Source organism: Streptomyces sp. YKOK-I1 (genome assembly GCF_054660435.1).
In genome coordinates, this window is sequence record NZ_BAAGDR010000001.1 from 446992 (window position 1) to 460834 (window position 13843).

Consider the following 13843-nt stretch of genomic DNA (forward strand, 5'->3'; position numbering starts at 1 on the left):
CCGGGTCGGCACCCGAACGCACCTCAGGAGACTCCGCATGCCCGACCTCAGCCGCCGTCGCGCCCTCACCGCCGCGACCGCCCTCGCGGGCGCCACGGCGCTGGCCGTCCCCGCGGCCCGCGCGAACGCGCCTGCCCACGATCACGACTCGCCCGCCGCCTTCGACGAGGTCTACAAGGGCCGCCGGATACAGGGCCGGCCGTCCTCGGGAGGCGGGCATCACCACCACGGCGGCGGCTACACGGTGTCCGTGGACGGCGTCGAACTGCACGTCATGCGCAACGCCGACGGCACCTGGATCAGCGTCGTCAGCCACTACGACCCGGTGTCCACCCCCCGGGCCGCCGCCCGTGCCGCGGTCGACGAACTCCAGGGCGCCCGGCTGCTGCCCTTCCCCATGCCGCCCGCCAACTGACCTTTCCACAAGCCTTTTTGGAGCATCTCCAGATGACCGTCCGCAAGAATCAGGCGTCCCTGACCGCCGAGGAGAAGCGGCGTTTCGTCAACGCCGTCCTCGAACTCAAGCGCAGCGGCCGCTACGACGACTTCGTCACCACGCACAACGCGTTCATCCTCGGCGACACCGACGACGGCGAGCGCACCGGCCACCGTTCACCGTCCTTCCTGCCGTGGCACCGCCGGTTCCTGCTGGAGTTCGAGCGGGCGCTGCAGTCGGTGGACGCGTCGGTGGCGCTGCCGTACTGGGACTGGTCCACCGACCGCTCACCGCGCTCCTCGCTGTGGGCGCCGGACTTCCTCGGCGGCACCGGGCGCAGCCGGGACGGGCAGGTGATGGACGGGCCGTTCGCCGCGTCGGCCGGGAAGTGGCAGGTCAACGTCCGTGTGGACGGGCGTACTTATCTGCGCCGGTCACTCGGCACGAGCGTGCGCGAGCTGCCCACCCGGGCCGAGGTCGACTCGGTGCTGGCGATGGCGACGTACGACATGGCGCCCTGGAACAGCGCCTCCGACGGCTTCCGCAACCACCTGGAGGGATGGCGCGGGGTCAATCTGCACAACCGGGTCCATGTGTGGGTCGGCGGGCAGATGGCGACCGGGGTCTCCCCCAACGATCCGGTGTTCTGGCTGCACCACGCCTACGTCGACAAGCTGTGGGCCGAGTGGCAGCGCCGGCACCCGGGGGCGGCGTACGTACCGGGCGGCGGGACGCCGAACGTCGTGGATCTCAACGAGACCATGAAGCCGTGGAACGACACGACCCCGGCCGCCCTGCTCGACCACACCCCGCACTACACGTTCGACGCCTGAGACGCCTGAGACGTCCGATCAGGCCTCTGCCGTACGGCACTCCGGGTGGCCCCAGCCCTGGGCGTTCTTGGCGATCTGCTCACCGGCCGCGTAGCCCCGGCCGCATACGCAGCGGCCGGGGAACTTGGCCTTGATCGTGCGCGAGGACGAGCCGCCGCGGGAGGCCGAACCGGCGTTGCGGCGAGGCGACTTGGCCCCGCCGGAACGCGCCTGCTTGGGGGTGTCCGGGGACGGCGGCGGCTCCGGGGAACCCTGCTCGCTGCCGGCCGCCAGCTGGACGCTCGCCGCCTGGCTGGCGGCACGGTCGGCGAAGTCGTTGAGCGGGTCGCCGTCGACCTGGTGGGCGGGGACGTAACGGAACTCCACCGAGCGCCCGTCGAGCAGTTCGTCGATGCGCACCACGAGTTCCTGGTTGGCGACCGGCTTGCCCGCCGAGGTCTTCCAGCCGTTGCGCTTCCAGCCGGGCAGCCAGGTGGTGACGGCCTTCATGGCGTACTGCGAGTCCATCCGGACCTCGAGCGGCACACCCGGGTCGGTGGCGGCCAGCAGGCGTTCCAGCGCGGTGAGTTCGGCGACGTTGTTGGTGGCTTTGCCGAGCGGGCCCGCCTCCCAGCGGGCCGGGCTCTCCGCGTCGTCGGAGACCACCCATGCCCAGCCGGCCGGTCCCGGGTTCCCTTTCGAAGCCCCGTCGCACGCGGCCACCACACGTTCACGCATGAGCACGATCATGCCATGGCCGCGCGCGGGGTCCGGTCAGACCGGCCTGGTCTTCGGCAGCTCGCCCTCGGTGGTGGTGAGGTCGATCACCGAGAAGTTCGCGCCCTGCGGGTCGCTGAGGGCCGCGAACCGCCCGAAGGGGCTGCTCATCGGACCGAAGCGCAGGACGCCGCCGAGCTTGGTCGCCTTCGCCACCGCCTCGTCGCAGTCGCCGACGATGAAGTACACGTTGACGTAGGACGGCACCTCGGGCGGGAAGTCGTCCGTCATCCGCATCCGGCCGAGAACCGTGGTGTCGCCGACGTTGAACATACGGAAGTCGACGTTGTCGTCCTCGATCTGCCGGGCGGTGTACGGGAAGACGGAGGAGAAGAAGGTGTCCGCCCGGTCGGGCTCACGGGTGAAGACCTCGGCCCAGCCGTAGGCGCCGGGGACGGCCTCGGCCTCGAAGCCCTCGTGGGTCCCCGCCTGCCAGACGCCGAACACCGCGCCGCTGGGCTCCCGCGCCAGGCACATCGTGCCGAAGTCGCCGACCTGCATCGGCTCCATCAGCACCTCTCCGTGGTGCGCGCGGATCTTGGCCGCCGTCGCGGCCGCGTCCGGCGAGGCGAAGTACAGACACCACTGCGACTGGCCCTCCTGGCCGGGCATCGGCGGGACGACGGCGGCGACCGCCTTGCCGTCGACATAGGCCTGGGTGTAGTTGCCGTACTCCGACGACGACTCACCGAAGGTCCAGCCGAGGACCTCGCCGTAGAAGGTCTTGGCGCCCTCGACGTCGGTGAACATCGCGTCGGCCCAGCACGGGGTTCCCTCTGGTTGTACGGCCATGTCGGCGGCCCTTCCGAAGAGACGACTGTGTCCGGATCCTCACGCTAGTCACCCGCTCGTCGGCGCGCGCGCCGAACGCCCCCTTCCGTCCGACACTGGGAGGGTACGGTCCGGCGGCAGGACGGGGCGGGTCATGACGGACGGGACGATGGGCGCGTGGTCGGTGGCCGAGCCGGGGCCGGTGACCGGGGAGCCGCTGCGGCTGGTGCGCCGGCCGGTGCCGGTGCCCGGCGACGACGAGCTGCTGGTGCGGGTGCGCGCCTGCGGGGTGTGCCGGACCGATCTGCATGTCACCGAGGGTGATCTGCCGGTACGGCGGGCCGGGGTGACGCCCGGGCACGAGGTGGTCGGGGTGGTGGCGGGGCGGGGTGCCGCGGTGAGCGGGTTCGCGCCGGGCGACCGGGTGGGCGTGGCCTGGCTGCGGCGCACCTGCGGGGTGTGCGCGTACTGCGCCCGGGGCGCCGAGAACCTGTGCCCGGCGTCGTCGTACACGGGCTGGGACGCCGACGGCGGCTACGCCGAGTACACGACCGTGCCGGCCGCGTTCGCCCATCCGCTGCCGGACGGGGTGGACGAGGTGGCGCTCGCGCCGCTGCTGTGTGCGGGCATCATCGGCTACCGGGCGCTGCGGCGGAGCGCGCTGCCGCCGGGCGGGCGGCTCGGGCTGTACGGCTTCGGGGGCAGTGCCCATCTGTGCGCACAGGTGGCGCTGGCCCAGGGCGCCCGGGTGCACGTCCTGACCCGGGGAGCCGCGGCGCGGCGGCTGGCGCTGGAACTGGGGGCGGCCTCGGCGGGAGGCGCCCACGACGAGCCTCCGGAGCCGCTGGACGCGGCGATCCTCTTCGCACCGGCCGGTGAGCTGGTGCCGGTGGCGCTGCGGGCGCTGGACCGGGGCGGGGTGCTGGCCGTCGCCGGGATCCATCTCAGCGACGTCCCGCCGCTGCGCTACGAGAGCGAGCTGTTCTACGAGAAGGAGCTACGCAGCGTCACCTCCAACACCCGTGTCGACGCACGGGAGTTCCTGATGCTGGCGGCACGGCTCGGCGTCCGGGCGACGACACACGTGTATCCCCTGTCCCGGGCCCCGGAGGCGCTGCGGGATCTCGCCGCAGGTCAGTTCGATGGCGCAGCCGTTCTGGTGAACGATCTTTCCCAACCCTCCTGATCACGGCGCGCGGGAGTGATCGACCCCTGTCCTGATGCATGTACGGCGTCTTCCTCACCATCCGCCCCGCTGTGCACCCTTGGCACCCGCATCCGCCCCTTTCGCGCCGTACCCCTCGGTCACCGAGCGTGTTTGGCTGGTGCCTGCGGATCTTCGAAACCGATCTTCGCGAACCGTCCGCTCAGCTCCGCGCACCAGCTCTCTGGAGAGAATGTGTCCACACCGGACAGTGCCACCGCTTCCGCTCTCGACGAACCCCCCTTCGAGCCGTCGGCCGACGGGCAGCTCACCAGCCTCAGCACCCGGGCGGCCCGCCAGCTCGCCACCACCCACAAGTCCGAACCGCAGATGCAGGCGATCAGCTCGCGCTGGCTGCTGCGCATGCTGCCGTGGGTGGACGTGAAGGGCGGCACCTACCGGGTCAACCGGCGTCTGCAACTGTCCGTCGGCCGGGGCCGGGTGCAGTTCGAGCACAACGGCGCCGACGACGTCCGGGTCCTCCCGGACACCCTCACCGAGCTGCGCGTGCTGCGCGGCTACTCCGACAACGGGGCCCTGGCCGAGCTGGCGTCCCGCTTCCAGACCCGTGAGGTCCGGCCCGGGCAGGTGATCTTCGAAGCGGGTCAGCCGGTCACGGAGACCTATCTCGTCGCGCACGGCCGGTTCACCCGGTACACGGCCGGAAAGTACGGCGGCGAGGAGATCGTCGGGGTCGTCTCCGGCGGCGACCAGCTCGGCGAGGAGGCCATCGGACAGGACGACCCGCTGTGGCTTTCCTCGGTGCGCGCGGAGACCGCGGGGGTGCTGCTGGTGCTGCCGGGGGACGTGCTGCGGGAGTTCCTCGGCCGGGTTCCCTCGCTGGCCGCGCATCTGGAGGCGTACGCCGAGCGGCAGCGGCGGCCGATGAACCGCAAGGGCGAGGCGGAGCAGCCGCTCCAGGCCGGCCACACCGGCGAGCCGACGATCGGCGCCGGGTACGTCGACTACGAGCTCTCGCCGCGCGAGTACGAGCTGTCGCTGACCCAGACCGTGCTGAAGGTGCACACCCGGGTCGCCGATCTCTACAACCACCCGATGGACCAGACCCAGCAGCAGTTGAGGCTCACGGTCGAGGAGATCCGGGAGCGCCAGGAGTGGGAGCTGGTGAACAACCGGGAGTTCGGGCTGCTGCACAACGTCGACTACGGGCAGCGGGTCAGCACCTTCACCGGGCCGCCGACCCCGGACGACATGGACGAGCTGCTGTCGATGCGGCGCAAGACCAAGCTGTTCCTCGCCCATCCCAAGGCGATCGCGGCGTTCTTCCGGCAGTGCAACCGGCGCGGTCTGGTGCCGGGCACGGCGACCGTGGAGGGGCATGAGATCCCGGCCTGGCGCGGGGTGCCGATCTTCCCGTGCAACAAGATCCCGATCAGCGAGCAGCACACCAGCAGCATCATCGCGCTGCGCCTGGGCGAGGCCGACCAGGGTGCGGTGGGCCTGTACCAGACGGGCATCCCGGACGAGTTCCAGCCGGGGCTGAACGTGCGGTTCATGGGGATCGACGCCAATTCGATCATCCGGTATCTGGTCACCGCGTACTACTCGATGGCGCTGCTGGTGCCGGACGCCGCGGGCATCCTGGAGAACGTCCAGATCGGCCGGACGGCCGAGTGACGGCGGCGAGTGCGGCGCTGGGCGGTACGGGGGGCGGGCTGCCCGGACCGCCGAACCTCGCCGCGAGCCTCACGGCCCGGCGCGGCGGTGCGATCCCGGGGCTGCGGCACCGGGAGGTCGCCCCCGCCGACCCGGAGAAGGCGGCGGAGGTCGACCGCCGGCTGGAGGAGTGGGCGCGCGGCCTGGATCTGTTCCCCACGGCGTGGAACGGCGACTTCTCGGGGTTCCAGTTCGGGCGGGCGGTGGTGCTCCAGCATCCGGGCGCCGCCGATCCGGACCGGCTCACGGCGGCCGGCAAGCTGCTGCTGGCGGAGAACGTGGTGGACAGCTGCTACTGCGAGGAGGACGAGGGCCGCGGCGGCTCGCGCACCGGGCTGGCCGGCCGGCTGATCCTGGCGCAGTCGGCGCTCGATCCCTTCCACGGGCCGCCCGCGCACCAGGAGGAGTGGACGCGGGGCATGCAGGCCGACGGTCCGCTGCGCTCGTACTTCTGGGCGCTGAAGGACTACGCGGCCCTCGCCACGCCCAGCCAGACCGACCGGTTCGTGCACGACATGGCGCGGCTGCACCTGGGCTACCTCGGCGAGGCGGCCTGGATGGAGACCGGTTACCGGCCGACGGTCTGGGAGTACCTGGTGATGCGGCAGTTCAACAACTTCCGGCCGTGTCTGTCGATCGTCGACGCGGTCGACGGCTACGAACTGCCCGAGCAGCTCTACGCCCGCCCGGAGGTCCAGCGGGTCACGGCGCTCGCCTGCAACGCCACCACGATCGTCAACGACCTGTACTCCTTCACCAAGGAGCTGGCGTCCGATCCCACCCATCTCAATCTGCCGCAGGTCGTGGCCGCCAACGACCGGCGCGGGCTGAAGGCCGCCTATCTGAAGTCGGTCGACCTCCACAACGAGATCATGGAGGCGTTCGAGTCGGAGTCGGCGGTGCTCGCCGCGACCTCACCGCTCGTCGAGCGCTATCTCCAGGGTCTGTCGGACTGGGTGGCCGGCAACCACGAGTGGCACGCCACCAACACCCATCGCTACTCGCTGCCCAACTACTGGTGAGCAGCCACCTTCTGACTTTCCGTCACGTACCGCACCACAGCATCACCATCACAAGGAGTCACCGTTGACCATGACCCCCGAGGCGCTCACCGAGGCCCTGCCGCTGCCGACCCAGTCCGTCTACCAGAACCGGATCGCGGACTACTGGAACGCGGAGGAGAACCCGGTCAACCTCGAACTGGGCCGGATCGACGATCTCTACCACCACCACTACGGCGTCGGTGACGCCGACCGGTCGGTGCTCGACGAGCCCGATCCCGGGCTGCGCAAGGAGCGGATCACCACCGAACTGCACCGGCTCGAGCATGCCCAGGCGGAGTTGCTGGCGTCCCGGCTCGGCCCGCTCACCCCGTCCGACCGGGTCTTCGACGCCGGCTGCGGGCGCGGCGGCGGCAGCGTGACGGCCAATCTGCGCTACGGCTGCCACGCGGACGGGGTGACGATCTCCGCCAAGCAGGCCGCGTTCGCCAACGAACAGGCCCGCAAGCGGGGCATCGACGACAAGGTGCGCTACCACCACCGCAACATGCTGGACACGGGCCTGGAGACCGGCGCGTACGCGGCCTCGTGGAACAACGAGTCGAGCATGTACGTCGAGCTGGACCTGCTGTTCGCCGAGCACGCCCGGGTGCTGCGCCGCGGCGGCCGCTACGTCGTGATCACCGGCTGTTACAACGACACGTACGGGCAGGCCTCGCGCGAGGTGTCGCTCATCAACGCGCACTACATCTGCGACATCCACCCGCGCTCGCGGTACTTCCGGGCGATGGCGGACAACCGGCTGGTGCCGGTCCATGTGGAGGACCTCACCGCGACGGCCATCCCGTACTGGGAGCTCCGCCGACAGGCCGATCATCTGGTCACGGGCATCGAGGACACGTTCCTGACCGCCTACAAGAACGGCAGTTTCCAGTATCTGATGATCGTGGCCGACCGGGTCTGAGCCGCCGGACCGACGTCCGTGCCGTTCAAATTCGTTGGACGGCACGGGCGTCGTTCCGTTGCAATGAGCCGCATGTGTGCCCGGAGAATGCACCCGGACGAGGTCGAGGTCGACGCCCCGCTGGTGAGTCGGCTGATCGACGGCCAGTTCCCCGAGTGGGCGGGGCTGCCCGTACGGCGGCTGCCGTCCTCCGGGACGGAGAACGCGATGTTCCGGCTGGGCACCGACATGGTGGTCCGGCTCCCCCGGCATCCCCGGGCGGTGGAGAGCGTGGCGCACGAGCGGCGCTGGCTGGCCCGGCTGGGGCCGAGTCTGCGGGTCGCCGCCCCGGTGCCGCTGGCGGAGGGCGCCCCGGGCGGGGGTTTCCCCTGGCCGTGGTCCGTCTACCGCTGGCTGGAGGGCCGTAACCCGGTGGCGGGCGCCGTCGAGGAACCGCAGCGGCTGGCGGCGGACCTCGGGGCGTTCGTCGCCGGGCTGCGCGAGGTCGACGTCCGGGACGGGCCGCCGAACGGCCGCGGCATCCCGCTCGTCGAGCGCGACGGCTACACCCGGGACGCCCTCGCGCAGCTGCGGGGGCGGATCGACACCGACGTGCTCACCGCCCTGTGGGAGGAGGCGCTGCGGGTGCCGGGACGGACCGCGCCGGGGGTGTGGGCGCACGGTGATCTGTCGCCCGGGAACGTCCTGGTCGCCGGGGGACGGCTGAGCGCCGTGATCGACTTCGGCACGGTCGGCGTGGGCGATCCGGCCGTCGACCTCGTCCCGGCCTGGAACCTGCTGCCCGCCTCGGCACGCGACACGTTCCGCGAGGCGGTGGGCGCGGACGACGACGAGTGGGCGCGCGGCCGCGGCTGGGCCCTGTCGATCTCACTGATCCAGCTGCCGTACTACTGGGAGACCAACCCGGTGCTGGCGGAGAACTCCCGGCATGTGATCAGCGAGATCCTCACGGAGGCCGACGCCCGGTAGCGCGCCCTCGCCGTCCGGCCGCCGCTACGCGCCGTCGTAGGCCTTGCGCAGCGCGGCGATGTCGAGCTTGCCCATGGAGAGCATGGCCTTCATGGCCCGGGCGCCCTTCTGCTGGTCGGGATCGGTGATCATGGAGGTGAGCTCGGTCGGGATGACCTGCCAGGACACGCCGTACTTGTCCTTCAGCCAGCCGCAGGGGCCGGGCTCACCGCCGCCCTCGAGGAGCCTGTTCCAGTAGTGGTCGACCTCCTCCTGGTCGGCGCACTCGATCTGGAAGGAGATGGCCTCGCTGAACGTGAACATCGGGCCGCCGTTGAGCGCGACGAACTTCTGTCCGTTCGCGGTGAACTCCACCGTGACCACGGCGCCGACGGGACCGGGTCCGGCCTCGGTGTAGTGGCTCACGCGCCCGACGGCGGCGTTCTTGAAGATCGACACATAGTGGTGGGCGGCCTCCTCGGCCTGGCCGTCGAACCAGAGGCACGTGGTGAATCCGTCGGTGGTCATGAGGTCCCTCCTGGGGCGTGGAGCGCGGTCACCAGTGTCGACCGGGGGACGACCGGAAACTCATCGCTCCGGCCGGAAACAATCCGGATGGCGCAGAGCCCGTCAAGCCGGCATCCGGGCCCGTGGGGTGGGCTCTGCCGTCGGCGGATCTGCCGCGGGCAGAGAAACCGGCCGAGGGCGCGGTCCGGGGCCGACAGTGAAGGCGACGGCATCCCCGCGACCACGAGGAGAACCGATGCCCGCACCGACCACGCTCACCCCACGGGCCGAGGACGGCGACACCCCGTCCACCCCGTTCGACGACCAGCTCGCCGCCCAGCTCCTCGCCCAGCGGATCGTGCTGCTGGGCACCCAGGTCGACGAGGTGTCGGCGAACCGGGTCTGCGCCCAGCTGCTGATCCTCTCGGCGGAGGACCCGCACACCGACATCGCCCTGTTCATCAACAGCCCGGGAGGCTCGGTGCACGCCGGGCTGGCCGTGTACGACACCATGCGGCTGATCCCCAACGACGTCTCGACGCTCGCCCTGGGCTTCGCGGCCAGCATGGGCCAGTTCCTGCTGAGCGTGGGCGCGCCCGGCAAGCGCTACGCGCTGCCGAACGCCCGGGTGATGATGCACCAGCCGTCGGCCGGGATCGGCGGCACCACGGCCGACATCGAGATCCAGGCGGAGAACCACGAGTTCACCAAGCGGACGATCGAGCGGCTCACCGCCGAGCACACGGGGCAGACGCCGGAGACGATCGCGCGGGACGGCGACCGCGACCGCTGGTTCACGGCCGAACAGGCCAGGGAGTACGGCATCGTGGACCGGCTGGTGGACTCGTTCACCGAGGTCCGGCCGGCCCCGGCGCGGCGACGGATGGGGCTGTGACATGGGGAGCTACACGATTCCGCACGTGGTCGAGCGCACCGCGCACGGCGAGCGGTCCTCGGACGTGTTCAGCCGGCTGCTGTCGGAGCGGATCATCTTCCTCGGCACCGAGATCGACGACGGGGTGGCCAATGTCGTCATCGCGCAGCTCCTCCATCTGGAGTCGGCGGCTCCGGAGCAGGAGATCGCGCTCTACCTCAACTCCCCCGGCGGCTCGTTCACCTCGCTGATGGCGATCTACGACACGATGACGTTCGTCCGGGCGCCGATCTCCACGTTCTGCGTGGGGCAGGCGGCCTCGACGGCGGCCGTGCTGCTGGCGGGCGGCGATCCGGGCCGCCGGTTCGTGCTGGAGCACGCGCGGGTGCTGCTCGGGCAGCCGGCCAGCGGCGGCCGTCAGGGCACGGTCTCGGACCTGGCGCTCCAGGCGCGGGAGATGGTCCGCATCCGCGCCCAGGTGGAGGAGGTGCTCGCCCGGCACACCGGTCACGAACCGGCCGTCCTGCGCGCGGACATGGACCGCGACAAGGTGTTCACCGCAGGGGAGGCGGTGGCGTACGGGCTGGCCGACGAGGTGCTGAGCCGGCGCCTCGTCGGCTTCTGATCCACCGTCAGGCGACCAGGCAGAGGCCGTCGTACGAGGAGGTCGTCGTCGTACGGCCGTGCCGGGCGGGCCGGCCGAGGCGGACCAGTTCGCCCTGGGCCCGGGCGAGCAGGTCGCCGAGGCTCAGGCCGAGGGCGTGGGCGGCGGCCGCGAGGACCTCGGAGGAGGCCTCCTTGCGGCCGCGCTCCACCTCGGAGAGATAGGGCATGGAGATCCGGGCGGCGTCGGCGACGTCCTTCAACGTGCGTTCCTGGGACTGGCGTTCGCGGCGCAGGACGTCTCCGACGAGGTCGCGCCAGAGGGGCTCCCGGGGCGCGGCCCGCTCGGGGGCCGGGCGTCCGGCGGGCGGGCGCAGAGGGATCACACGGGCTCGGTTCGGCGCTTGATCGGTCACCGCACCAGCCTAGGAGCCGGGGGCGTGCCGGGCAGGGGTTCCGGTTGCGCCCTGGGGGGAATCGGGCGCCCGCCGTCAGGGGCCGGACGAATAGGAGGACTGCTGCTGGAGGCTGCCGCCGTCGGTGGGCTGCTGGGTCATGGAGACGGCCGCCGCGCCGGCCAGGACGGTGGCGACGGCGGTCGCGGCGGCCACGACCACGGCGGTGACCGGCGCGGTCAGCGAGGCCCAGGAGCGGAAGGAGCGCACCAGCCGCCACTGCACCCCCGCCCGCGCCACCAGCCGCCACTCCCAGTACATGCCGAGGACCAGGCAGAACACGATGAGCCACCCGACGCGCAGCCCGCTCGCCAGCCCGAGGTCCGTCACCTGGCGGGAGTAGGGGTAGAACAGCAGGAGCAGTTCGGGCACGAGCAGGGCCGCCAGCAGGAACTGGGCCTTCATCACGGGGGTGCGGCCGGGCAGCCGGGTGCTGAAGTAGCCGTAGAACGCCCCGTACGCCGACCAGCGCAGGGTGTGCTCGGCGAGGGCGAGCAGCTGGCCCAGGGTGAGTTCGGGCAGCAGTCTGCGCACCGAGTACCACTCGATGGCCATGACGGGCAGGGCGAGGAGGAAGGCGACGAGGGCGCCGTGCACCCCGTTGCGCCAGGGGCTGCGGGCACCGCCGGTGGACAGCGGCGGGGGTGCCTCGCCCCCGCCGAGGCGGCGCCAGTCCTCGTCGAAGCGGTCCAGTGCGAGGCTCCCGTCGGCCAGGCCGTCGCGGGCCTTGAGGAACATCGGGCGCTGGGCCGACTGGAGCAGCGCCCAGCGTGCGTAGCGGCGGACGACGGCGGCGTACTCGGTCCGGTCGACTGCGGCCAGCCGACGGCCCTCGACGCGCCGCTCTTCGCCGCGCAGCAGGAGGGAGAAGCCGAGGAGGGCGGCGGCCACCGGCAGGACGTCGGTGACGTTGCTGTGCTCGGCGGCGACCACCGGGTTGACCGTGAGCACGACGAAGGCGACGCCCAGGGCGGCCGCGCGCTCCTTCTCCATCGTGCGGGCGTGTCCGGTCAGGGGCATGGGCAGCCGGGAGCTGTGCCAGCGTCCGCGGACCATCACGGCGATCGCCACCACCATGAAGGCACCGGCCGCGTGGAAGGCGATGTCCACCAGGGTGGCCTCGAACAGCCGGGGATGCGGGGTGGAGGCCAGCACGGTCTCGGGGGTGCCGAAGGCGCGGGTGACGTCGACCGGGAGATACATCAGCAGCGCGGTCACCCCGGCGGCGAGCAGCCACAGCCTGCCCCGCGCGCCGAGGAGCAGTGTCGCGCGGGTGAGGGCGGGCCACCACAGCAGTCCGAGCCCGATCAGCAGCAGCGCCTCGGAGGTGGGCGAGTCGCCGCCCTCGGCGGCGATCAGCCGTCCCCAGCCGGTCACCACACAGGCCGCCACGGCCGCAACCACGCCGATCGCGCTCCACAGGTACGGCTCGCGGAAGCCGACGGGGGCCACGAGGGGCACCGCCGCCGCGGCCGCCACCGCGAGAAGCGGGCCGCCCACCGCCTCGGGCGGCGACACCCCGCCCGACCCGTACGTGAGGACGAGGGCGGCCTCGACGGCCACGCCCAGGCCGGTGACCGCGCCGAGGGCCAGGAACGCGCGGCGGTGCAGCACCTCCTGGACCGGTTCCCCGGGTCGCTTCAGGACGTTGTACAGGGCGGGCAGCAGATACAGCAGTCCGACGGGGACGGCCACGCCCCACCAGGTGATCAGGGCCGTGGCCACCGCGGAGCGCGCGGCGTCGTCGGTGAGGCGCGGTGACTCCCAGGCGACGACCGCGAACAGGATGCCGAGGAGGGTGAAGATCCACAGGGGGGTGCTCACGGCGGGCCGTCGTCCGTCGGTGCCGAGCGCGTCGAAGCTGCGCAGGCCGTAGGCGGCCCCGACGCCGATGAGCAGGAAGCCCAGCACGATGCCCAGGGTGACGGGGACGGGTTCGGTGAAGGACGGGGTGAAGCGCGGGCCGGTCTCGGCTGAGGGCTCCGGCAGGAAGCCGAGGTCACGGGTGCCGGCCGCCCGGAAGACGACCGAGGTGGCTCCCGCGGCGTCGAGAGGTGCCAGGACGGCACGCCCGGGGGTCTGGCGGATGGGCCGGGCTCCCGTGACGCCGGTGATCCCGGTGTCCGTCCCGTGGACCCGTACGTCCAGGGTCCAGCGGGTGCCGCTCGGCCTCGGGGTCTCGGCGGGGCGGACGGTGAACCGGAAGTCGCCGTCCCAGGCGCAGGGGCGGCGGCAGGTCTCCTCCAGCGTCCAGGCGACGACCGCCCGCTCCCGCGGCCCGTCCTGGGTCACCTCGGGTGCCGTGAGCCGGCGGGCGGTGCCGCCGTCGGTGCGCAGGCCCTCGCCCGCCACATAGCGGACGTCGCCGGCGAGCCGGTCGTCGAGGCGGGCGGCGCCGGCCGCGGTCCGGCCCTCCCTGATCACGCTCAGGAGGGGGTCTCCCGGGTGCAGGAGCAGGGTGTGCCGGACCGTGGCCCGCCAGGTGCCGGGGCCGACGGTGAGGTCCGCGCGGGTGGTGAGGGCGCGGGGCGGGTGCGGGGAACGGACGGCCCGCTCCCAGTCCACCCGTTCCGCGGGACTCCCGCCCTTCCCGGTACCGGTCCCCGTCCCGTCGTGGCCGAGGCGGCCCGTGGACAGGTGCACGGCGGCGACGCAGACCAGCGCCAGCAGGCCCGTGCACAACCACCGCGTCCACACCCCGTACGGGCCCCGCTCCCCCGCCGCGCTCATCCGCCGCTCCCCCGTGTACCTGCCGTGAATGTAGCGCCGGCGCGGGCGGACGGGGAGACTTCTGTCACGAACCGGGTACGGAGC

At 72.2% G+C, this 13843-nt stretch carries 14 protein-coding genes; 9 read left to right on the plus strand and 5 right to left on the minus strand.

What is annotated here, in order from left to right; genetic code table 11:
* Window positions 1-37: 37 nt before the first annotated feature.
* Both melC1 and melC2 read left to right on the plus strand, forming a co-directional pair.
* Window positions 38-415 (plus strand): apotyrosinase chaperone MelC1, encoded by a 378-nt coding sequence (gene melC1 / locus ACYQ8Q_RS02045; protein WP_460061221.1) that lies wholly within the window; start codon window positions 38-40, stop codon window positions 413-415.
* Window positions 416-447: 32 nt separating this feature from the next.
* Window positions 448-1269: a tyrosinase MelC2 gene (gene melC2, locus ACYQ8Q_RS02050; RefSeq protein ID WP_460061224.1), complete on the plus strand. Its 822-nt coding sequence runs from the start codon at window positions 448-450 to the stop codon at window positions 1267-1269.
* An 18-nt stretch (window positions 1270-1287) separates the two neighbouring features.
* On the opposite strand, the gene ACYQ8Q_RS02055 is transcribed toward melC2, so the two are convergent.
* Together ACYQ8Q_RS02055 and ACYQ8Q_RS02060 are read right to left on the minus strand one after the other, a co-directional pair.
* Entirely contained in the window at window positions 1288-1998 is a 711-nt protein-coding gene (locus ACYQ8Q_RS02055; RefSeq protein ID WP_460061226.1) for a ribonuclease H family protein, read from the minus strand.
* Window positions 1999-2022: 24 nt separating this feature from the next.
* Window positions 2023-2817, minus strand: coding sequence for a VOC family protein (locus ACYQ8Q_RS02060; RefSeq protein WP_460061229.1), 795 nt, complete (start codon window positions 2815-2817; stop codon window positions 2023-2025).
* 148 nt (window positions 2818-2965) lie between these two features.
* Between ACYQ8Q_RS02060 and ACYQ8Q_RS02065 the strand changes: the two genes are divergently transcribed.
* From ACYQ8Q_RS02065 to ACYQ8Q_RS02085, 5 genes are all read left to right on the plus strand, one after another.
* Window positions 2966-3982, plus strand: coding sequence for a zinc-binding alcohol dehydrogenase family protein (locus tag ACYQ8Q_RS02065; protein WP_460073134.1), 1017 nt, complete (start codon window positions 2966-2968; stop codon window positions 3980-3982).
* A 213-nt stretch (window positions 3983-4195) separates the two neighbouring features.
* Window positions 4196-5638 carry a family 2B encapsulin nanocompartment shell protein gene (locus ACYQ8Q_RS02070; protein ID WP_460061231.1) on the plus strand — a complete coding sequence of 481 codons (1443 nt, stop codon included), beginning with the start codon at window positions 4196-4198 and terminating at the stop codon, window positions 5636-5638.
* Window positions 5635-6699 (plus strand): family 2 encapsulin nanocompartment cargo protein terpene cyclase, encoded by a 1065-nt coding sequence (locus ACYQ8Q_RS02075; RefSeq protein ID WP_460061233.1) that lies wholly within the window; start codon window positions 5635-5637, stop codon window positions 6697-6699. The genes ACYQ8Q_RS02070 and ACYQ8Q_RS02075 overlap by 4 nt, the downstream gene beginning before the upstream one ends.
* Before the next feature lie 70 nt (window positions 6700-6769).
* A complete protein-coding gene (locus ACYQ8Q_RS02080; protein WP_460073135.1) occupies window positions 6770-7642 on the plus strand; it encodes a geranyl diphosphate 2-C-methyltransferase in 873 nt (290 codons plus the stop codon).
* Window positions 7643-7714: 72 nt separating this feature from the next.
* Window positions 7715-8611 carry an aminoglycoside phosphotransferase family protein gene (locus ACYQ8Q_RS02085; RefSeq protein WP_460061235.1) on the plus strand — a complete coding sequence of 299 codons (897 nt, stop codon included), beginning with the start codon at window positions 7715-7717 and terminating at the stop codon, window positions 8609-8611.
* Window positions 8612-8635: 24 nt separating this feature from the next.
* Here ACYQ8Q_RS02085 and ACYQ8Q_RS02090 read toward each other — a convergent pair whose 3' ends face one another.
* On the minus strand, window positions 8636-9118 hold the full coding sequence (locus tag ACYQ8Q_RS02090) for a VOC family protein (protein ID WP_460061237.1): 483 nt from the start codon (window positions 9116-9118) through the stop codon (window positions 8636-8638).
* A gap of 235 nt (window positions 9119-9353) precedes the next feature.
* On the opposite strand from ACYQ8Q_RS02090, the gene ACYQ8Q_RS02095 reads away from it, so the two are divergent.
* Complete coding sequence (locus ACYQ8Q_RS02095) at window positions 9354-9992, plus strand: ATP-dependent Clp protease proteolytic subunit (RefSeq protein ID WP_460061240.1); 639 nt, start codon at window positions 9354-9356, stop codon at window positions 9990-9992.
* A 1-nt stretch (window position 9993) separates the two neighbouring features.
* Window positions 9994-10596: a ClpP family protease gene (locus ACYQ8Q_RS02100; protein ID WP_460061241.1), complete on the plus strand. Its 603-nt coding sequence runs from the start codon at window positions 9994-9996 to the stop codon at window positions 10594-10596.
* A 7-nt stretch (window positions 10597-10603) separates the two neighbouring features.
* Here ACYQ8Q_RS02100 and ACYQ8Q_RS02105 read toward each other — a convergent pair whose 3' ends face one another.
* Complete coding sequence (locus ACYQ8Q_RS02105) at window positions 10604-10990, minus strand: helix-turn-helix domain-containing protein (RefSeq protein WP_460061244.1); 387 nt, start codon at window positions 10988-10990, stop codon at window positions 10604-10606.
* 75 nt (window positions 10991-11065) lie between these two features.
* Window positions 11066-13759: a hypothetical protein gene (locus tag ACYQ8Q_RS02110; RefSeq protein ID WP_460061245.1), complete on the minus strand. Its 2694-nt coding sequence runs from the start codon at window positions 13757-13759 to the stop codon at window positions 11066-11068.
* Between the last annotated feature and the right edge of the window lie 84 nt (window positions 13760-13843).